We start from the raw sequence: 17,385 nt of genomic DNA on the forward strand, positions 1-17,385 counted from the left end.
ACCGTCAGCGCCGCCAGCCCCGCGACCCAGCATCGGTCTCACGACCCGGCGACTGCCTCCCGGATGCGGTCGAAGGTGGCCAGCGGGTGGCCCCCATCGCGGGCCGGCAGCACCAGGCCCAGGCACCGCAGCCCCACCTCGCCGTCGCCGTCGGCCTGCACACCGAACACCGGCGCACCGACGTAGCCGGCCGGCAGCTCCGCCATGAGCCGGACGGTGTCGTCCACGCGCGCCACCCGCTCGATCGCCACCTCCAGCGGCCTGGTGCCGCCCGCGCCGACGCCGTGGGCGAGCACGACGGCGGAGCCCGGCTCCGCGCCCACCCGGGCGATCGCGTCCCGATCGGCCGCGATCGGATCCGGCACCTGTTGGGTACGCCACCGCCAACCCTCCCCGTCGGCGTGCTCGTGCAGGCCGGCCGTGGGCATGACGGCGACACCGAGATCCTCGTGGTGCCGCCACCGGGCGGCGAAGTCGGGCAGGGCCACGGCTTCGGCGGCCACCCCGGCCGGCTCGGTCACGCTCGCCCGCAGCCCGATCTCCCCCGCCCCGGCGCGGGTGAGCGGGTCGGCTGTCAACAGGTACTCCCGTCCCTGCCCGGTGAAGAGAAACGCGGTGCCCTCGCCCCGGTCGCCGTCCCCCACCCCGGTGTCGGTCCGGCGGATGGGCAGGATCGCGCGGCCGAGGAGCTGGCACAGTTCGTAGGCGACGTCGTTCTCGGTGTCCGGGTCAAGCAGCACCAGCCGAGGGTACGACCCGCCGCCGGGGAGCCCGCGCGGGCGGCGGAACCCGGATGACCAACACCGGGGGTACGTGCGACGCTGATCCGCGACGTGGAACGCGACCACCCGTTCCACCGGTCACCCGGTGGGCGGCGGTACCCTTCTCGCGCGACACGCACGCGCGCGCCCGTAGCTCAGCGGATAGAGCAGGGGACTTCTAATCCCAAGGCCGCAGGTTCGAATCCTGCCGGGCGCACAGGTACTTCTCTCTCCTGGCCGGCTCGCGTGGAGCTATTCGTGGTGCGAGCGGCCCGGCTCAGTCAGGTCACGCGCATTCGTAGTGCTGTCAGTTCCGCTTCCGTGGCGCCATGTTCCACGAGGTAGGCGGAGACGGAACCGTGGATGCTGCGGATCCAGAGCATCGCCCGACGGATGTGGGTGGCCGTGACGGGAAGAGCGCCGTGTCCCGTCGCGGACGGCGCCGGGCCCCCGGACAGGCCGAGTTCGGCGTTCGACCGGAGGAAGTCCGAAACGACCTCCGCCTCGGACGCTCCCCACAATGTCTGAAGGACGGCGACGACGACACCGGTCCGGTCCTTGCCTGAGGCGCAGTGAACCAGGACGGGCGGGCCCGGGGTGAGGAGACGACGGATGACAGCGACCACGGATCGCCCCGCGTGCTCGGCCATGAACGGGTAGAGCTCCAGTTGGTCGTCCGGCCAGCTGCGCTCGGCGAACACCGGCGCACGTACGTGCGTGAGACCGTACCCGTCACACACGTCCGGCCGGTCGGCCATCTCGGGGACGCTGCGCAGGTCGACGACCGTACGAACCCCCAACTGCTCCAGCGACTGTGCCCCGCCTGGCAGCAGCTCGTGCAGCGCGCCGGACCGGTACAGCACGCCACGACGCAGTGCCCCGACACCGCCCGCGTCCCGGAAGTTCCGCACGCCGGGCACGGCGACCGGTACTCGGCTCGTCTCGGCCTCGTCAACATCAGCAGGCACGTTGCCAAGTTACTGGTCCGCTCACCTGCCACCGACGCGGGAACCCCGTTTCACCTGGGGCGTCACCTGTTCGCCGCTGCTGGAGGGCCGTCGTGACGACGCTGGCGACCGACAGGGCGAACCGCGAGACGGTCAGCGGAGCCGGACGTCGAGGCTCGGGAAGTCGTACCAGGTCAGTTCGAAGGACGACCCGGCCTCCGGGGTCACCGGGAAGACACCCCAGCTGTTCACCTGCTCGCCCGGCGCGATGCTGAACGACTCGTCGGCCCGTGTCGTGGCGCACCAGGTCGACTCGGGATGCACGCTCCGCCCACCCGGCAGGACGATCTCCGATGAGGTGCGGTCGACCTCGACGGTCGGGCAAGCAACCGGCCAGGCGACCGACGAGCCGTTGCGGTATCTCAGGTTCAGTCGCAGCTTGCCGCCGATGGTCTCGGCGCTGACCAGCCTGACGGTCAGGCCCGCCTGGTCGTAGACCAGCCGGTCGATCTGGTAGGTGCGGGTTGTGGGCTGCTCCTTCGTCGGCGACTCCGACGGGCCGGGGGCGGTGGACCTGGTCGAGGGGCTGCCGGCGGCGGTGGGCGCGGCCGATCCGGACGCGGTGCGGTCAGCCGGTCCGGAGTCGGTGGGGTCGGCCAGGTACCAGCCGCCGAGGGTGCCGATGACGGCGAGGAATGCCGTCCCCACGATGACGGCCAGCAGGCCGGCGTACCTCTTCTTCACGGTGGGCTCCCGGCTGCGGTGAAGGCGGCGATTGGCGTGAAAGTAGCACCGCCGTCCAAGGTCTCCGGTGCGCTGCCGACGGGTGCGCCGCCGTGCCGGAGCCCGCCGTGCCGTCGCCGCCTGTGTCGGTGGTGGAGCGTAGCGTCAGGGCGTGAGCGTCGACTGGAACGGTGAGCTGCTCGACCAGCTCGACTGGCACTGGCGTCACCAGGCCCGCCCGCGTCTCGACGGGCTGACCGACGCCGAATACCACTGGGAGCCCGCCCCGGGCGCCTGGGGCGTCCGGCCGCGTGGGCGGAGCAGCACCACGATGGCGGCCGGGCAGGGCGACCATCTGATCGACTTCGCGTTTCCGCAGCCCGATCCCGCGCCCGTCACCACGATCGCCTGGCGGCTCGGGCACGTCGTCGTGGGGGTGTTCGGGGCCCGCGTCGCCGCCCATTTCGGTGGCCCTCCGGTCGACTACGACTCCTTCGCGTACGCCGGCACCGCCGACGCGGCGCTGGCGCAACTCGACGAGGCGTACGACCGGTGGGTCGCCGGGGTGCGCGGTCTGGGCCGCGACGGGCTGGCCCGGCCGTGCGGCCCGGCCGAGGGGCCATTCGCGGACCGGACGCTGGCGGCGCTCGTGCTGCACATCAACCGGGAGGCCATCCATCACCTCGCCGAGGTCGCGCTGCTACGCGACCTCTACCTGCGACTCGGCTGACCCGGGCAGGTGCGGCAGGCCGGCCGGCACCGAGGGGACCTGGCCGGCGCCGGTCGATCGCGGCGGCGGGGCGAGGGCCCTGCCGACCAACGGAGCGGGCGTCCGGCTGGCGGCGGCGCGGACCGAGGTCGACCGGAGCGGTCAGCGCTGACGGACCAGCGACACGGTGCGCACCGAGGGTGATTGCGGATAGCCGCCCGTGTTATTCTCCGGCGTCGATCTCCGCCGCGCGTACCCCGACGGGTCGTTGTCGCAGAAGGACGCCTCTCCCCCGATGCCGGCCGTTGCCGCCCCGAGCACGTCGCCGACCATGCTGGACATCCCGGCCGGTGGCGCGCTCACCCTCATCTTCACCCGCATGCCGGCGCTGCTGCGGCTGACCTGCGGCCTGGTCGGCGCGGTGGTCGCTCTGTCGGTGCGCACGCCGCCCGTCGAGCCGACGCTGCTGGTCCCGGCCGTCGCGGCGCTGACCGCCTGGTCGCTCTGGTACGGCGTCCGCGCGCTGCGGCGCGGCATCGACCGTTGGATGGTGGCCGGCGACGTGGCCGCGACCACCGCCGCCTGCCTGGCGATCCCGGTGCTGGTGGCCCCGGAGGTGCTGCCCGGCGAGGGAAGCTGGATCGCGATCCTCGCGAGCACCACCGTGATCAGCGCGCAGGCCACCGCCCCGGCACGCTGGTCGGTCCCGGCGGGGCTGCTGGTCACCGCCGCCTACGCGGCCGGCGCGCACGCCGCCGGCCACCCCGACGAGGCGACCGCGCACGCGGCGACGCTGCTGGTGCAGACGGTGTGCGCCGCGCTGATGACCGCCATCATGCGGCGGCGGATCGGCCGGGCCGACCACGCGTTCGTCGCACACCAGCGACTCACCCGGGAGGCGCTGGTCGCCCGGAGGGCCCGGGAGGCGGAGCGGCGGCAGAACCGGGATCTGCACGACACGGTGCTGGCCACCCTGACCATGGTCGGGCTGGGCGCGGTGGCCGGCCCGTCCGCCGCGCTGCGGGAGCGGTGCGCCGCCGACCTGCGTACCCTCACCGCGTTGGCCGACGCGCGGGCGACTCCCGCCGAGGGGCCGGTGCCGCTGGACGAGCGGCTGCGGGCGGTGCGCGCCCGGCTGCCCGAGCTGCCGGTCACCGTCGAGCTGGCGGCCTGCGCGGTACCGGGGCCGGTCGCGGAGGCGCTCGCCGAGAGCGCGTACGCCGCGCTGTCCAACGTGGTCCGGCACGCGCCGGGCGCGACCGCCGCGCTACGGCTGGCCCGGGTCGCCGACACCGTCGTGGTCGAGTTGGCCGACGACGGTCCCGGCTTCGACCCGGCAGGCGTCCCGGCGCACCGGTACGGCCTGCGCGAGTCGGTACGCGGCCGGATGTCCACGGTCGGCGGGCGGGCCGAGATCCACTCCCGCCCCGGCGCCGGCACCCGGATCCGGTTGGAGTGGTCCGGTGTCGACTGAGACGATGACTCCGCCGGCGACGGTGGTGCCCACGGCGCGTACGCCGGACGGGGGACAGCCCCCGACGGACCCGGCGGCGGCCGTGGCCGACGCCTCCGACCACGGGGCCCGGATCGCGGCGGTGGTCATCGCGCTGGCCTGGCACGCGGCGATCGCGCTGCCGGCGGCGCTGGGTGCCCGGGCGGAACTCGCGGCGCCGGCGGTGGTCCTCGCCGGCTGGCTGCTCGTCGCGGCCACCGGTGTGCTGGCGGCCTTCCGTCTGCTGCGCGGCGTTCCGCTGCCGGCCTGGCCGGTGGCCGCACTGCTGCTGGTGGTCGACGCGGCGGTCTTCGCCGCGGCCGGTGAGCGGCAGCTCTTCACCGCCGGGAACTGGGTGTGGGGCACCCTCGGCTGGTTCTTCGTGGTGGCGCTGTGGGGGCGGCGGGCGTCCGGGCTGGTCGCCCTGCTGGGCGCGCACTCGCTGATCGCGCTGGCCGGGCTGCTCGGTCACGGCGCGACCGCCCCCGCCGACCTGGCCCGGTACGCGATGTACGTCTACGGCACCTCGACGCTGCCGGTGGCGGTCTTCGTGGGCAGTACGGCGATCGCGGGGCTGGCCCGGCAGCGGGCCCGCACGGCGACGACCGCCCACGCCGCGGAGGCCGAGCGGGACGCCGCCGAATGGGCCCGGCGGGAGCGGCGTGCCCGCCTCGCGCTGGTCAGCGGTGCCGCCGAGGAGGTGCTCGCGGAACTGGCTGACGGTCGGGCCGATCCGGCCGACCCGGACGTGCAGCGGCGGGCCGTGCTGGCTGCCGCCCGGCTGCGCCGGCTCATCGCCGAGTCCGACGACGTGCCCGACCCGCTGCTGCACGAACTGCGGGCCGCCGTCGACCTGGCGGAGCGCAACGGGTTGCCGATCGACCTGGTGACGATCGGCAACCCGCCGCCGCTGCCGGTGGAGGTGCGCCGCCGGCTGGCCGACCCGCTCACCGCGATCCTGGCCGACGCCCGGGGCTGGGCCCGGCTGACCGTGGTCGCCGGTCCCGACGAGGTGGTGGTCAGTCTGGTCACGCCCGACCGGGCCGGCCCCGACACCGCCGGGCCACCGGGCGACGACGGGCGGGTGGAGTACCTCTACGAGCGGGACGGGGAGATCAGATGGGCACAGACCCGGTGGCGGGGGTGACCGACGGGCGGCGGGTCGGCGTGGCGATCGTGGACGACCACCCGGTCGTCATCGAGGGGGTCCGCGCCTGGCTGTCCGCCGAGCCCCGGCTGTCCGTGCTGGCGACCGGCGACGACCCGGACGCCGTGCTGCGGGCCGCCCCCGACGCCGACGTGCTCCTGCTCGACCTGCGGCTGCACGGGCGGATGGCCCTGGACAAGCTGGCCGAGCTGAGCGCGGCCGGCCGGCGGGTGGTGGTGTACTCGGAGCACAGTGACCCGCAGACGATGCTCGCCGCCCTGGACGCCGGGGCGGTCGCGTTCCTGGCCAAGCACGAGGGGCGGGAGCACTGCGTGGCCACCGTGCTGGCCGCCGCCAGCGACCGCCCGTACGTGCCGCCGGCGCTCGCCGGGGCCATCGTGGGCGACCCCCGGCCGGACCGGCCCGCCCTGTCCGACAAGGAACGCGAGGCGCTGCTGCTGTGGTTCCAGTCGATGTCGAAGGCGTCGGTGGCCCGGCGGATGCGGATCAGCGAGCACACCGTCAAGCAGTACGTCGACCGGGCGCGGATCAAGTACACCCGGGCGGGGCGACCTGCCGCCACAAAGGCGGCGCTGCTCGCCCGGGCGATCGAGGACGGCCTGGTCCGACCGGAGGAGATCGGCATCTACCGGTCACAGGCTTCCCACGACCGGCCGACCCCCTAACGGGCGTCATGACAGCCGGTCGGGGATCGACCACGCTCGTGCGCAGATGCCGTCGGCACCGGAGGTCATGACGATGCACGATGACGCGTCCCCCTTCTTCATCGCACCGCACCGCTTCGACGCGGACGACGCCGCGACGCCGGTACTGGACCGGCGGCACGAGCTGATCGTCGAGGCCGGCGAGCAGGTGCTCGCCCGGCACCGGCTGCACGCGTCGGGGCATCTGCTCGGCCCGACGGAGGCGCGACGCCGATGGACGCTGCCCGAGCCGGTGACGGTCACCGTCACCGACCGGCGGATCGCGTACGTCGGCGGCGGGCCGCAGCTCGCCCTGGTCGGTGGGGCCGGTGACGGCGCGCGGCACCGCCGGGGCGTGCGGCTGCCGGGGCTGGTCAGCGGCCAGATCCGCTGGCAGTGGCCGTCGCGGCTGGAGCTGCTGACGGCCGGGCCGGGAGAGCAGGCCCGCCTGCTGGTGGTCTGCGACGCGCTGCGCACCATCCAGCAGCCGGCCCTCGGTCTCACCGGCCCTGCCGGGGAGGTCACCGAGCTGACCCGCCGGGTGCGCCGGGCGGTGGCCGGGTTCCGGTTGACCCACCCCGATCTGGTGGACCTGTCGCCGCCCGAGCGGGACGTGCTGGCGGTGCGGGCCGGGGGCGGGCCGGGGGCCGGCGAGGCCCGGATCACCCTGCCCGGGTCGCTGCCGGTCGAGTTCCACTCCCGGGAGGACTACTACCGGCAGGGAGGCTTCGACCGTGGGTGGCACGGGCCCGCAGCCGGCGCAGCATCCGGGCGTCGGTGAAGCCGACGGTGCGGGCGGCCGCCTCCATGGTGGTCCCGTGCCCGATGAGGTGCTCGGCGCGTTCCACCCGCAGCAACTGCTGGTAGCCGAGCGGGGTCAGCCCGGTGGCCTGCCGGAACAGTCGGGTCAGCGTCCGCTCGGCCACCCCGCCGGTGGCGGCCAGGTCGGCCAGCGGCAGCGGCTCGGCGTACCGGCGGTCGATCAGGTCCTGCACCCGGTGCACCGCGTCGGAGAGGTGGGAACGGTGCCGCATCATGGCGCCGGCCTGCGGCTCGTGGCCGTTGCGCCGGGAGTGGACGACGAGGGTGCGGGCGATGCGGGCCGCCACCGCGGGCCCGTGCCGGGTGGCCACCAGGTGCAGCGCCACGTCGATGCCGCTGGCGATGCCGGCGGAGGTGACCACCCGTTCGTCGACCACGTGGAGCACGTCGCGGACCACCCGCGCCGCCGGGAACAGGCGGGCCAGTTCGTCCTGCACGTCGTGGTGGGTGGTGCAGTGGCGGCCGTCGAGCAGGCCGGCCCGGCCGAGGGCGTACGCCCCGGCGCAGACGCTGGCGACGGTGCCGCCGCCGGCGTGGTGGTCGGCCAGCCGCCGTAGGTCGTCCGGCCCGACCGGCCCCTGCGGTCCGTGCGCGCGCAGCCGCCATCCGGGTACGACCACCAGGTCGTCGCGGGTCAGCTCGGGCCATTCCAGCCCGGCCACCAGCGGTACGCCCTGCACGGTCGGCACGATCTCCCGGTCGGCGACGTAGTGCAGCCGGTAGTCGTGGCCGAGGTCGGCGGCGGTGGAGAAGACCTGGGCCGGGCCGGCGAGGTCCAGCAGGTGCAGCTGCGGGACGAGCAGGAAGACGACCCGGGCCATCGGCTCAGCCCCGGGCGCCGGCCGGGGTGACGCCGGTCAGCTCGGCCACGGTGCGAATCGTGGCGAACCGGCCGGCGAGGACGTACTCGGTGCGGGTGACGATCTCCTCGTTCGACAGGGTGCGCGGGTCGGCGAGGATCTCCTCCGGCGTGGCCGTGGCCGTGGCCGGCAGGTCCCGGTGCGGGATCGGGAACGTCATCGTCGCGTCCGTCACGAAGGTCACCTGGTAGCCGAGGTCGCTGCCGACCCGGGCGGTCGTCTCGACGCACTGCTCCGTGCGGATGCCGCAGACGGTGATCTCGCGTACGCCCGCCGCCGTCAGCACCTGCTGGAGGTTGGTGGTGGTGAAGGAGTTGTGCGACGTCTTGACCAGCGTCGGTTCCCCCGGGGCGGCCGACAGCCCCTCGATCAGGCGGACGTGCCCGTTGGCCGGGTCGAAGACCCCGCCGGTGCCCGGCTCGGCGTGCAGGACCCAGACGACCAGGTCACCGCGCGCGCGGGCGGCGTCGACCAGCCGGTCGACCTGGCCGACGATGTCGGGGTTGGAGCCGTACGCCCAGATCGGGCGCTGGCGGAAGGACTCCTGTACGTCGATGACGACGAGTGCCGCTCTGCTCATGGGTTGAATCCTCGCCGGGCGCGGGCCGGCATGGCAGACACCATCCCGACCCGCTGCGGAACGATCCGGCCAACCCCGTGGCCACGGCCGGCGACGCCCCGTCAGCTCGTCGGGGTCCGGCGGCCGGGGGCGTCGAGGGCGGCAGCCTCCTGCGGGCTGGGCGCGGTGCCGCCCAGGTGTGCCGGGAGCCACCAGGTGTCGTCGGGGCCGGCAGGCGCGTCGGGGTAGTCCCGCTGGGCCCGGTCGACCAGCGCGCTCAGCCGCGCCTTCAGGTCGACGGTCATCGCGTTGGCGTCCGGGTAGTCGGCCGGGTCCATCGGCTCGCCCACGAGGATGGTGATCGGGGTGTGCCGCCGGGTGAGGGTGCGCGGCCGGCCCTTGGTCCAGAGCCGCTGGGTGCCCCACAGCGCCACCGGCAGCACCGGCACACCGGCCTCCGACGCCATCCGGGTGGTGCCGCTCTTGAGTTCCTTGACGGTGAGCGACCGGCTGATCGTCGCCTCCGGGAAGACGCCGACCACCTCGCCGCGCTTCAGTGCGCTGACCGCCGTCGCGTACGACCCGGCGCCCGCCCGCCGGTCCACCGGGATGTGCCGCATCCCGCGCATCAGCGGGCCGGACACCTTGTGCGTGAAGACGGACTTCTTGGCCATGAACCGCACCAGCCGCTTCGAGGGTTGCGCGCCCAGCCCGCAGAAGATGAAGTCCAGGTAGCTGACGTGGTTGCTGGCCAGCACCGCCCCGCCCGTACGCGGAACGTGGTGGGCGCCCTCGACAGTGATCTTCAGGTCGAGGACCCGGAACATCGTCTTGGCGGCGGCGATCACGGGCGGGTACACGAGTTCCGGCATGGCGCGAACTTACCCTGCCCGGCTGAACCCCACGCCGGCCCCGCCACGCCCGCGACCGGCCGGCCCGTGCGGGCGAGGGCCGGCGGTCGCGGGCTCGGGACCAGCGGTCACTCGGTCAGCCGGTGCACGTCGAGGCGGCCCCGGGCGAACGCGTCGACGCGGCCCCACCGGCCCGGGATGTCCAGCACCTCGATGCGGCCCATCCCGATCGGCAGCCGGGGCTCCACCGCGAGGTGCCCCTCGTGCGGCTCCAGGCCGAGCATCGTGCGCAGCAGCAGCAACGGCGTGCCGGTCGACCACGCCTGCGGGCTGCACGCCGTCGGGTACTCCACCGGGAACTTGGTCAGCTCGCGGGGGTAGCCCCCGAACGCCTCGGGCAGCCGGCCCTCGAAGTAGGTGGCCGCGTCGAGGATGCCGCTGGCGATGACCGCCGCCTCCTCGGCGAAACCGTACCGGCGCAGACCCCAGGCGATGAACGAGTTGTCGAAGGGCCAGATCGTGCCGTTGTGGTAGCCGATCGGGTTGTAGCGGACCTCGCCCTCGGCCAGCGTCCGCACCCCCCAGCCGGTGAAGAGCCGGGGCCCGATGAGGTGCTCGGCGATCTTCTCGGCCCGGTCGTGGTCGACGATCCCGCTCCAGAGCAGGTGACCGATGTTGGAGCTCAGCACGTCGCACTGGCGTCCGTCCGGGTCCAGGGCGAGGGCGTAGTACCCGCCGTCCTCCACCCAGAAGTCCCGGTTGAAGCGTTCCCTCAGTGCTGCCGCCTCCCGCTCCAACCGGTCGGCGAACGTCGGATCGTCCCAGAACTCGCGGGCCAGGCGGGCCGCCCGCAGCTTCGCGTCGTACGCATACCCCTGCACCTCACAGGTGGCCCGGGGGAACGGCGGCAGCTTGCCGTCCCGGTAGGAGATGGAGTCCCAGGAGTCCTTCCAGCACTGGTTCTCCAGGCCCGTGTCGGTGTTGCGCCGCTCGTACCAGATGTAGCCGGTGCCGACCAGGTCGGCATAGTCGTCGATCCACTTCAGCGCGGCGCGGCACTCCCGCTCCAGCTCCATGACCAGCGCCGTGTCCCCGCTCCACTTCTCGTACTCGTCGAGCAGCACCAGGAACAGCGGGGTCGCGTCCACCGACCCGTAGTACGGCGAGTGCGGTTGTTCCTCGAAGGCGGCGGTCTCGCCGTACCGCATCTCGTGCATGATCCGGCCCGGGTCCTCGTCCCGGAAGTCGTCGAACCGCGAGCCCTGCAACGAGGCCAGGATCCGCAGCGTGGTCTTCGACAGCTCCGGCGTGAACGGCAGCGTCTGGAGGCAGGTCAGGATGCTGTCCCGGCCGAACATGGTCATGAACCAGGGCAGGCCGGCGGCCGGCAACGTCGCCCCGCCGAGGGAGAGCGGCGAGAAGCGCAGCGCGGCCAGGTCGACCAGGCTGCGGCGGTACGTCGCGGCGACCCGGTCGTGCTGGCTGTTCACCTTGGGGGCCCGGGCGATCCACTCCTCGAGGTCTTGCTGGAGTGCCAGCCGTCCCGCGGTCTGCTCCCGCAGCGCCATCCGCAGGTCGCGGCCGCCCGTGGAGAGGGCCGCGGTCGTGACGTCGATCTGGGCTTCCCACTGCTCGTTGGGTTCGAGGTGGATCGAGTAGGCGAAGCCCCTGCTGTCGTACCGTGGCGGCGGGGACGAGCAGATCACCGTCTCCCGGGTGAAGTTGCCCCGCCGGTAGCCGAGGCGCAGCCGGTCGGACTCGACCTCGGTGTAGAGCTCACCCTTCTTGTTGAGGATCTCGTCCTTGACCTGGAACAGGTCGGCGAAGTCGGACGCCGCGTCCATCCTGATCTCCAGGTCGACCGGCTTCTCGTCGTGGTTGAGGATGGTGAGCTGCTCCCGGAAGCTGTTTCCCACCATCCGTTCCCGGATGATCGACAACTTGGCGTCGATGTAGTGCGTCGCCATTCCCGGCACCAGGAAGAACCGGGCCTCGTAGTACTGGAGATCGTCGTACGAGAGCGGGTTGAGCCGTTCTCCGTTGACCGTCAACACCCACGTCGACAGGTACCGGGTGTCCAGGGCGAAGAACCCGGTCGGCTCGCTCGGTGTCGCCTCGATGTCCCCGGTGTCCTCCGACACCACGAAGGTGCTGCCGTCCAGGATCCGGACCGTGTTGTTCGTCGCCATCACCGCACCTCCCCGTGGGCCCCGAAATGACGGCGTGGTCCCCGGGTGTCCGGCGGGCCGGGAAAGAGCCGATCCAGCTGGACCACCAGCCGGAGGTCTCCCGTGACCGCCAGGTCTCCCCGCAGCAGCGCGGCGATCCCGTCCTCCCGGCCGGTCGCGAGGTCGTCGAAGAGCTCGGGGCTGGTCCCGACCACCGCGTCGGCCTCCTGGTCCTCCTGGCTCACCTGGACCCGCCCGTGGTCGATCCGCAACAGCCAGTGCGTCGTCCGCGCGCCCTCCTGCAGGTCCCAGCGCAGGATGCCGGAGGACTTCGCCAGGAGGGGCTCGTACTCCCGCCGGTCGAGGTCCTCGAAGAACCTCGTCGTCGCGTCCACCATCGGGTCATCTCCTCCCCCGTCGGTCACTCTCCGAGCAGGGGTCCCCGTCCGGTGCCGGGCCAATCTCGCCCGGATCGGGTGAGTCGGGAACTGTCCTCGCCTACGAACTGGCCGCGTTCCAGGTGACGGCCCGCGTCTTCGCCGAGGTGGTGACGGCGCCGGGGATCAGGTCCAGATGTCGTGCCGGCCCTTCCGGCGACGAACGTGGCCGCGCCACCCGGCGAGCAGCGCGATACAGGTCCAGCCGGCCCCGCCGAGGAGCAGCATCCCCAGCATCCCGCCGGAGTCGACCCGGTCGGCGACTTCGAGTTCGACCTTCCCCTCCGGATCGGTGAGCACGGCGAGTCGGTCGCCGACCCGGTGGTTCGGGTTGCTGCCCTGATAGATCAGCGGCTCGTCGAGGCGCCCGTCGGCGCCCTGGAGCGTGAACGCGTGCCGCTTGCCGGTGACCTCGACGGCGACGATGGTCACCTCCTGGCGCACGCCGCGCCCTTCCAGCACCGCCTCCGGGGCGAACTGCACCGACCCCACGAGAACCAACAGGGCCGGAACCACCGCGAGGAAGGCCAGCCACACGGCCCGGTGCAGCAGACGTACGGCGATCACGAAGACCAGGCAGAGGATCACCCCGGTGCTGATCGGGACGGCCTTCGTGCTGACGGCGACATACGCGACGCCGGTGTTCAGCCCGACGAACACGAGGCCCATCAGCACCACCAGCAGCGTCATCCCGACGGACCTGCCGGCCGACCAGGCTCCCGCCATCAGGACGGGGGCTGGCGGCGCCCCGCCGACACTGTTTCCGGCGGGGCCTCCGTGGTGGACGGGTCGCCATCCTGTCGGAGGAATTCGGCCTGGTGCGGGGGGTTGGGCTGACACGGCAAGATCATAGACCCGGCGGTCCACACGTGGTCGGCGTCGGGACGAGCATGCTGTCGGTGAGCGGGCACGTCGGCAGCGGTCGGGCTCCGGCCACCTCGCTGAAGCCGCCACGCCGGCCCCCACCCTGGGAGGCCGGCGTGCCGCGGCGGACGGTCAGTTGTTGGGTTCGTCGGCGCTGATGTCGGCGAGCACCGACTGCGGCTCCCGCTCCACGGCGAGGTCGCCCATCGAGACCAGGCCGACCAGCCGCCCGTCGTCGATCACCGGCAACCGGCGCACGGCGTAGGTCCGCATCAGGTCGGCGGCGGCCACCGCGTCGTCGTACTGGCTCACCGTGATCACGTCCTTGCTGGTGATCCGGTTGAGCGGGGTCGAGTTCGGGTCCATGTTCTCCGCCACGCCCCGGACCGCAATGTCCCGGTCCGTCACGATTCCTATGACGTTGTCGCCGTCGGTCACCACCACGTCGCCGATGGCACTGTCGCGCATCTCCTGCGCCGCGGCGGTCAGCGTGTCGTTGCCGTCCATCGTCACCAACCGGGTCGTCATGAACTCTCCGACCGTTGTCATGGTGCTCCCCTCTCGGTGTCGGCACCGCCGTCTACCCGCCGGCCGAACGGGGTAACGCGACGCGGCCCGAGCGCGGCCGACCCGCCCACAGGAGGCGAATGGGTCCTACGGCGCCGCCGCGTCAGAAAGGCCGTATTCGCGTTTTCACTTCGACGCCCGTCAAATACGCTACGCGCGCGGTCCGCCGTACGGCGGGCCATGCCGACCGGACCATCGCGGTCCGGTCGTACGTCAACGGGGAGGACACAATGGCCGCTGCGCGCCTCTGCGCAGTCTCACGCATCCTGGCCACGGCCCTTACGGCCACAGCGCTGCTCGCGGCGGCTGCCGCACCGGCCGTGGCGGCGAAGCCGAAGATCACCTTTTCGGACATCGCATTCGCGACGGAGCAGGTCGACACCACCACCGGCGGCACGACCGTCACCCTGAACTGGACGGTGACCGACACGTCGACCACCGCCCAGGATCTCAGTGGCAGCATCTACGTGCGGCGTTACAGCGGCACCACCCCGGTCGGGCCGGTCGAGCAGATCCGGTTCGGTCTCGGCGGCTGGCCCGTCGTCGGGCCGCACACGGGCGGGATCGCCAGATCGTCGTACGCGTACGACTTCCTCGTGACCGAGTACGGCCCGGCGGCGCCGGTGACCTACCGCGTCACGAAGATCACCGCGACCGACGACCAGGGCACGACGCGGACCCTGTCCGGCGACAAGATCAGCCCGGCCGCCGTGCTGACCGCCGTCCAGACCCCCGACACCGCGCCGCCGGTGGCCGACCAGGTCTGGCTCGGATCGCCGACCAGGAGTCCTGTGTACGACGACGGCTCCGGCGTAACCCTGCGCTACGGCTTGCGGATCCAGGACGAGCCGGGCGCGGGCTTCTGGAAGGGTCGCCTCGTGCTGGACGGCCCCGGCGCCGCCGAGGTCGTCGCACCGATCAGTCTGGTGCGCACCGACCAGGGCGGCATGCTCTGCGGTGACACGGAGAACTGGGAATTCTGGTTGGTCCAGTGCAACGTGCCGGTGACCCTTCCGGCCGGCAGCCCCACCGGCGACTGGAAGGTGAAGGCGGTCAGCCTGACCGACCGGGTCGGCAACACCAAGCGCTACACCGGCCTCGACGTGCCGACGGTGCGGGTCACCCGCAACGAGACGATAGGCGCCACCGGGTTCGCGCTGAACCCGACGCAGGTGAACAACTGGCGCGACTCGGCGACGACCTCCCTGACGTTCACCGCCAGCGGAGTACAGGGCGAGTTGACTGCCTCAGTCCAGTCCACGGGCTGCTCGGCCTGGAACCAGGTGCTGACCGAGGGACCGGCGGGCACGTACTCACTGCCGTTGGTGATGAGCGCGCTGACCACCTCCTGCACCGTCAACGGAATCCTGCTCACCGACGCGGCCGGTTCGGTCTCGGCGTACGGCGCCTACTACGGCGGGCCCGTGCTCGACCTGCGGGCCACTCGGGTGCCCGACACGGCCCAGCCGGTGGCGATCGCGGCGGCACTGAGCCGCACCGAGGCCGCTCCGGGTGACCTGTTCAACGGCATCACCGTCAACGTCACCATCGACGACGTCACGCTCGCTCCGGTGACCGGTTTCTCGACCACCATCTACAACTCCCTCGGCCACTCCGTTGGCGGCGCGGGCGGCGGCATCCAGGTCGAGCCCGACGGGCGCGTCTCGCTGCCGGTGTACTTCCGCGACCTGCCGCCGGGGACGTACACGGTGGGCTTCACGCTCAGCACCTCGGCGGGCAACCGCGCGCTCTGGGGTTACCCCAACGGCGGTGCTCCGGCACCGTCCGGGCCGCTGGTGTTCACCAGCCTGCCAGCGGCCTGACCTGCTACGTACGAAGGTGCGGCCCTCCCTCGCCCGGGAGGGCCGCACCTTTGTCGTCGGACAGCTCAGCACGCGACGTCCGCCGACAGCACGCAGGGATCGCCGGACGCGCCGCCACCAGGCCCTGGTCGATCACCTTGACCTGCTGAGGCCTCCGGCGGGAACCTCGGGTCAGGCGCGCGGCGGCATGCCGTAGAGACGTTCGACGTGCAGCCGGAGCACGAGGCGCCCCTCGGAGACCATCGCCCGCCGGTAGTCGGCCCAGTCCGGGTGTTCGCCCTGGATCGCCCGGTAGAGGTCGACCAGCTCCTCCACGGTGGCGTCGTCCGGGTCGGCGGCCACCGGCGTCAGCTCGGCGCGCGCCTCCGCGACCGCGTACGCCCAGCCGTCGTCGCTGCTGACGTGGAAGGAGGCGCGCGGGTCCCGGCGCAGGTTGGCGGTCTTGGCCCGGCCGTCGGTCACCGAGGCCCGGATGAGGGCCGCCTCCCTGTCGAAGGCGTAGATGACGGTGGACAGCTGGGGTCGCCCGTCCCGCTTGAGCGTGGCCAGCACCCCCAGCCGCTGGCCGGCGATCAGGTCCGCCAACGCCCGCTGGGTCTCGTCGTCCGCCATGGCAACCTCCGCTCGAACCGGTCACGGCGTCCCCATCGAACCACGGCGGACGCCCCGCCCGCTCCGTACACCGACAGGAGACGGTCCCCCGCCGAAGCCGGCGGGGGACCGGGAACGCGTCGGTCAGCGGCGCTCGGCGGCGACCAGCTCGGCCAGCTGCACCGCGTTGAGCGCGGCGCCCTTGCGCAGGTTGTCGTTGGAGCAGAACAGGGCGAGGCCGTGCTCGACGGTCTCGTCGGCGCGGATCCGGCCCACGTAGGTCGGGTCCTGGCCGGTGGCCTGCAACGGGGTCGGCACGTCGGCGAGCGCCACGCCGGGGGCGCCGTCGAGCAGCTCGTGGGCCCGCTGCGGGGTGATCGGGCGGGCGAACCGGGCGTTGATCTGGAGCGAGTGGCCGGTGAACACCGGCACCCGGACGCAGGTGCCGGAGACGCGCAGCCCGGGGATCTCCAGGATGCGCCGGCTCTCGTTGCGCAGCTTCTGTTCCTCGTCGGTCTCGAAGCTGCCGTCGTCGACGATCGAGCCGGCGAGCGGGAGCACGTTGAACGCGATCGGCCGGGCGAACGAGCGGGGGGCCGGGAACTCCACGGCCGTGCCGTCGAAGGCGAGGCCGGTGGCGTGCTCGGCGACCTTGCGGACCTGCTCGTCGAGTTCGGCGACGCCGGCCAGGCCGGCGCCGGAGACCGCCTGGTACGTCGAGACGACCAGGCTGACCAGCTCCGCCTCGGCGTGCAGCGGGCGCAGCACGGGCATCGCGGCCATCGTCGTGCAGTTCGGGTTGGCGATGATCCCCTTGGGGCGTACGGCGGCGGCGTGCGGGTTGACCTCGGCGACGACGAGCGGCACCTCGGGGTCCATGCGGAACGCCGAGGAGTTGTCGATGACGACGGCGCCCGTGGCGGCGACCCGTGGCGCGAGTTCCTTCGCGCTGCCCTTGCCGGCGGAGAAGAGCACGATGTCGAGCCCGGAGTAGTCGGCGGTGGCCGCGTCCTCCACGGTCACCTCGCCGCCCCGCCAGGGCAGGGTGCGCCCGGCCGACCGCGCCGAGGCGAACAACCGCACCTGCTCCGCCGGGAACTCCCGATCCGCCAGCACCTGCCGAATCACGCCACCGACCTGGCCGGTGGCCCCCACAATGCCGATCCTCATGCCCGCGAGGCTACCCAGCCCGACGGCTCGACCGGCAACGCTTTCCCACGGCCGGGGGCCGGCGGCGGCCAGGACCGGGGGTGGCGCCGGTCACCCGGGCCGCGACCGGGACGGAACGACCTCGCCGGACGGGCCGGTGGCCCGGAAGAATCGCGGGCCGGCGGGGCGGATCGCCGGAGCATCCACGCCG

At 73.1% G+C, this 17,385-nt stretch carries 19 protein-coding genes and 1 tRNA gene; 7 read left to right on the top strand and 13 right to left on the bottom strand.

Features of this window, described 5'->3' with window-relative positions; genetic code table 11:
• Window positions 1-38: 38 nt before the first annotated feature.
• Window positions 39-740 (bottom strand): hypothetical protein, encoded by a 702-nt coding sequence (locus AB0D32_RS18500; protein ID WP_357091191.1) that lies wholly within the window; start codon window positions 738-740, stop codon window positions 39-41.
• Window positions 741-905: 165 nt separating this feature from the next.
• On the opposite strand from AB0D32_RS18500, the gene AB0D32_RS18505 reads away from it, so the two are divergent.
• Window positions 906-978 (top strand) — tRNA-Arg (locus tag AB0D32_RS18505).
• 64 nt (window positions 979-1,042) lie between these two features.
• On the opposite strand, the gene AB0D32_RS18510 is transcribed toward AB0D32_RS18505, so the two are convergent.
• Together AB0D32_RS18510 and AB0D32_RS18515 are read right to left on the bottom strand one after the other, a co-directional pair.
• Window positions 1,043-1,729, bottom strand: coding sequence for a tyrosine-protein phosphatase (locus tag AB0D32_RS18510; RefSeq protein ID WP_357091193.1), 687 nt, complete (start codon window positions 1,727-1,729; stop codon window positions 1,043-1,045).
• 132 nt (window positions 1,730-1,861) lie between these two features.
• Window positions 1,862-2,452, bottom strand: coding sequence for a hypothetical protein (locus AB0D32_RS18515; protein ID WP_357091195.1), 591 nt, complete (start codon window positions 2,450-2,452; stop codon window positions 1,862-1,864).
• Window positions 2,453-2,603: 151 nt separating this feature from the next.
• Between AB0D32_RS18515 and AB0D32_RS18520 the strand changes: the two genes are divergently transcribed.
• Window positions 2,604-3,161: a DinB family protein gene (locus AB0D32_RS18520; protein WP_357091197.1), complete on the top strand. Its 558-nt coding sequence runs from the start codon at window positions 2,604-2,606 to the stop codon at window positions 3,159-3,161.
• Window positions 3,162-3,302: 141 nt separating this feature from the next.
• On the opposite strand, the gene AB0D32_RS18525 is transcribed toward AB0D32_RS18520, so the two are convergent.
• The gene (locus AB0D32_RS18525) at window positions 3,303-3,473 is read right to left on the bottom strand and encodes a hypothetical protein (RefSeq protein WP_357091387.1); all 171 of its coding nucleotides are present in this window, start codon (window positions 3,471-3,473) and stop codon (window positions 3,303-3,305) included.
• Between AB0D32_RS18525 and AB0D32_RS18530 the strand changes: the two genes are divergently transcribed.
• The 4 genes from AB0D32_RS18530 (at window position 3,436) to AB0D32_RS18545 (ending at window position 7,264) form a co-directional block, all read left to right on the top strand.
• Window positions 3,436-4,614 (top strand): ATP-binding protein, encoded by a 1,179-nt coding sequence (locus tag AB0D32_RS18530; protein WP_357091199.1) that lies wholly within the window; start codon window positions 3,436-3,438, stop codon window positions 4,612-4,614. The genes AB0D32_RS18525 and AB0D32_RS18530 overlap by 38 nt on opposite strands.
• A gap of 4 nt (window positions 4,615-4,618) precedes the next feature.
• Window positions 4,619-5,779, top strand: a complete 1,161-nt coding sequence (locus AB0D32_RS18535; RefSeq protein ID WP_357091375.1) for a hypothetical protein — start codon at window positions 4,619-4,621, stop codon at window positions 5,777-5,779.
• The gene (locus AB0D32_RS18540) at window positions 5,752-6,465 is read left to right on the top strand and encodes a response regulator transcription factor (RefSeq protein WP_357091202.1); all 714 of its coding nucleotides are present in this window, start codon (window positions 5,752-5,754) and stop codon (window positions 6,463-6,465) included. The genes AB0D32_RS18535 and AB0D32_RS18540 overlap by 28 nt, the downstream gene beginning before the upstream one ends.
• Before the next feature lie 73 nt (window positions 6,466-6,538).
• On the top strand, window positions 6,539-7,264 hold the full coding sequence (locus AB0D32_RS18545; protein WP_357091204.1) for a hypothetical protein: 726 nt from the start codon (window positions 6,539-6,541) through the stop codon (window positions 7,262-7,264).
• Here AB0D32_RS18545 and AB0D32_RS18550 read toward each other — a convergent pair.
• The 7 genes from AB0D32_RS18550 to AB0D32_RS18580 form a co-directional block, all read right to left on the bottom strand.
• The gene (locus tag AB0D32_RS18550; protein ID WP_357091206.1) at window positions 7,146-8,126 is read right to left on the bottom strand and encodes a DJ-1/PfpI family protein; all 981 of its coding nucleotides are present in this window, start codon (window positions 8,124-8,126) and stop codon (window positions 7,146-7,148) included. The two genes, AB0D32_RS18545 and AB0D32_RS18550, sit on opposite strands and share 119 nt — an antisense overlap.
• 4 nt (window positions 8,127-8,130) lie before the next feature.
• Window positions 8,131-8,745, bottom strand: a complete 615-nt coding sequence (locus AB0D32_RS18555; protein ID WP_357091208.1) for an isochorismatase family protein — start codon at window positions 8,743-8,745, stop codon at window positions 8,131-8,133.
• A gap of 101 nt (window positions 8,746-8,846) precedes the next feature.
• The gene (locus AB0D32_RS18560) at window positions 8,847-9,596 is read right to left on the bottom strand and encodes a lysophospholipid acyltransferase family protein (RefSeq protein WP_357091210.1); all 750 of its coding nucleotides are present in this window, start codon (window positions 9,594-9,596) and stop codon (window positions 8,847-8,849) included.
• A 107-nt stretch (window positions 9,597-9,703) separates the two neighbouring features.
• Window positions 9,704-11,764, bottom strand: a complete 2,061-nt coding sequence (locus AB0D32_RS18565; protein ID WP_357091212.1) for a glycogen debranching N-terminal domain-containing protein — start codon at window positions 11,762-11,764, stop codon at window positions 9,704-9,706.
• Window positions 11,764-12,141 (bottom strand): SCP2 sterol-binding domain-containing protein, encoded by a 378-nt coding sequence (locus AB0D32_RS18570; protein ID WP_357091214.1) that lies wholly within the window; start codon window positions 12,139-12,141, stop codon window positions 11,764-11,766. The genes AB0D32_RS18565 and AB0D32_RS18570 overlap by 1 nt, the downstream gene beginning before the upstream one ends.
• A 165-nt stretch (window positions 12,142-12,306) precedes the next feature.
• Complete coding sequence (locus AB0D32_RS18575) at window positions 12,307-12,870, bottom strand: hypothetical protein (protein ID WP_357091216.1); 564 nt, start codon at window positions 12,868-12,870, stop codon at window positions 12,307-12,309.
• Between the two features lie 306 nt (window positions 12,871-13,176).
• On the bottom strand, window positions 13,177-13,593 hold the full coding sequence (locus tag AB0D32_RS18580) for a CBS domain-containing protein (protein WP_357091218.1): 417 nt from the start codon (window positions 13,591-13,593) through the stop codon (window positions 13,177-13,179).
• A 248-nt stretch (window positions 13,594-13,841) separates the two neighbouring features.
• On the opposite strand from AB0D32_RS18580, the gene AB0D32_RS18585 reads away from it, so the two are divergent.
• The gene (locus AB0D32_RS18585) at window positions 13,842-15,434 is read left to right on the top strand and encodes a hypothetical protein (protein WP_357091220.1); all 1,593 of its coding nucleotides are present in this window, start codon (window positions 13,842-13,844) and stop codon (window positions 15,432-15,434) included.
• A 171-nt stretch (window positions 15,435-15,605) separates the two neighbouring features.
• On the opposite strand, the gene AB0D32_RS18590 is transcribed toward AB0D32_RS18585, so the two are convergent.
• A complete protein-coding gene (locus tag AB0D32_RS18590; RefSeq protein WP_357091223.1) occupies window positions 15,606-16,046 on the bottom strand; it encodes a PPOX class F420-dependent oxidoreductase in 441 nt (146 codons plus the stop codon).
• Between the two features lie 123 nt (window positions 16,047-16,169).
• Entirely contained in the window at window positions 16,170-17,195 is a 1,026-nt protein-coding gene (locus tag AB0D32_RS18595) for an aspartate-semialdehyde dehydrogenase (protein ID WP_357091225.1), read from the bottom strand.
• Between the last annotated feature and the right edge of the window lie 190 nt (window positions 17,196-17,385).

Source organism: Micromonospora sp. NPDC048170 (genome assembly GCF_040652795.1).
GTDB lineage: Bacteria > Actinomycetota > Actinomycetes > Mycobacteriales > Micromonosporaceae > Micromonospora.

Bases quoted from the DNA above. Each gene is read 5' to 3' on its own strand.
- AB0D32_RS18530 (WP_357091199.1), top strand. From the start codon at position 3,436: ATGCCGGCCGTTGCCGCCCCGAGCACGTCGCCGACCATGCTGGACATC.
- AB0D32_RS18525 (WP_357091387.1), bottom strand. From the start codon at position 3,473: ATGGTCGGCGACGTGCTCGGGGCGGCAACGGCCGGCATCGGGGGAGAG.
- AB0D32_RS18535 (WP_357091375.1), top strand. From the start codon at position 4,619: ATGACTCCGCCGGCGACGGTGGTGCCCACGGCGCGTACGCCGGACGGG.
- AB0D32_RS18540 (WP_357091202.1), top strand. From the start codon at position 5,752: ATGGGCACAGACCCGGTGGCGGGGGTGACCGACGGGCGGCGGGTCGGC.
- AB0D32_RS18545 (WP_357091204.1), top strand. From the start codon at position 6,539: ATGCACGATGACGCGTCCCCCTTCTTCATCGCACCGCACCGCTTCGAC.
- AB0D32_RS18550 (WP_357091206.1), bottom strand. From the start codon at position 8,126: ATGGCCCGGGTCGTCTTCCTGCTCGTCCCGCAGCTGCACCTGCTGGAC.
- AB0D32_RS18555 (WP_357091208.1), bottom strand. From the start codon at position 8,745: ATGAGCAGAGCGGCACTCGTCGTCATCGACGTACAGGAGTCCTTCCGC.
- AB0D32_RS18560 (WP_357091210.1), bottom strand. From the start codon at position 9,596: ATGCCGGAACTCGTGTACCCGCCCGTGATCGCCGCCGCCAAGACGATG.
- AB0D32_RS18565 (WP_357091212.1), bottom strand. From the start codon at position 11,764: ATGGCGACGAACAACACGGTCCGGATCCTGGACGGCAGCACCTTCGTG.
- AB0D32_RS18570 (WP_357091214.1), bottom strand. From the start codon at position 12,141: ATGGTGGACGCGACGACGAGGTTCTTCGAGGACCTCGACCGGCGGGAG.
- AB0D32_RS18575 (WP_357091216.1), bottom strand. From the start codon at position 12,870: ATGACGCTGCTGGTGGTGCTGATGGGCCTCGTGTTCGTCGGGCTGAAC.
- AB0D32_RS18580 (WP_357091218.1), bottom strand. From the start codon at position 13,593: ATGACAACGGTCGGAGAGTTCATGACGACCCGGTTGGTGACGATGGAC.
- AB0D32_RS18585 (WP_357091220.1), top strand. From the start codon at position 13,842: ATGGCCGCTGCGCGCCTCTGCGCAGTCTCACGCATCCTGGCCACGGCC.
- AB0D32_RS18590 (WP_357091223.1), bottom strand. From the start codon at position 16,046: ATGGCGGACGACGAGACCCAGCGGGCGTTGGCGGACCTGATCGCCGGC.
- AB0D32_RS18595 (WP_357091225.1), bottom strand. From the start codon at position 17,195: ATGAGGATCGGCATTGTGGGGGCCACCGGCCAGGTCGGTGGCGTGATT.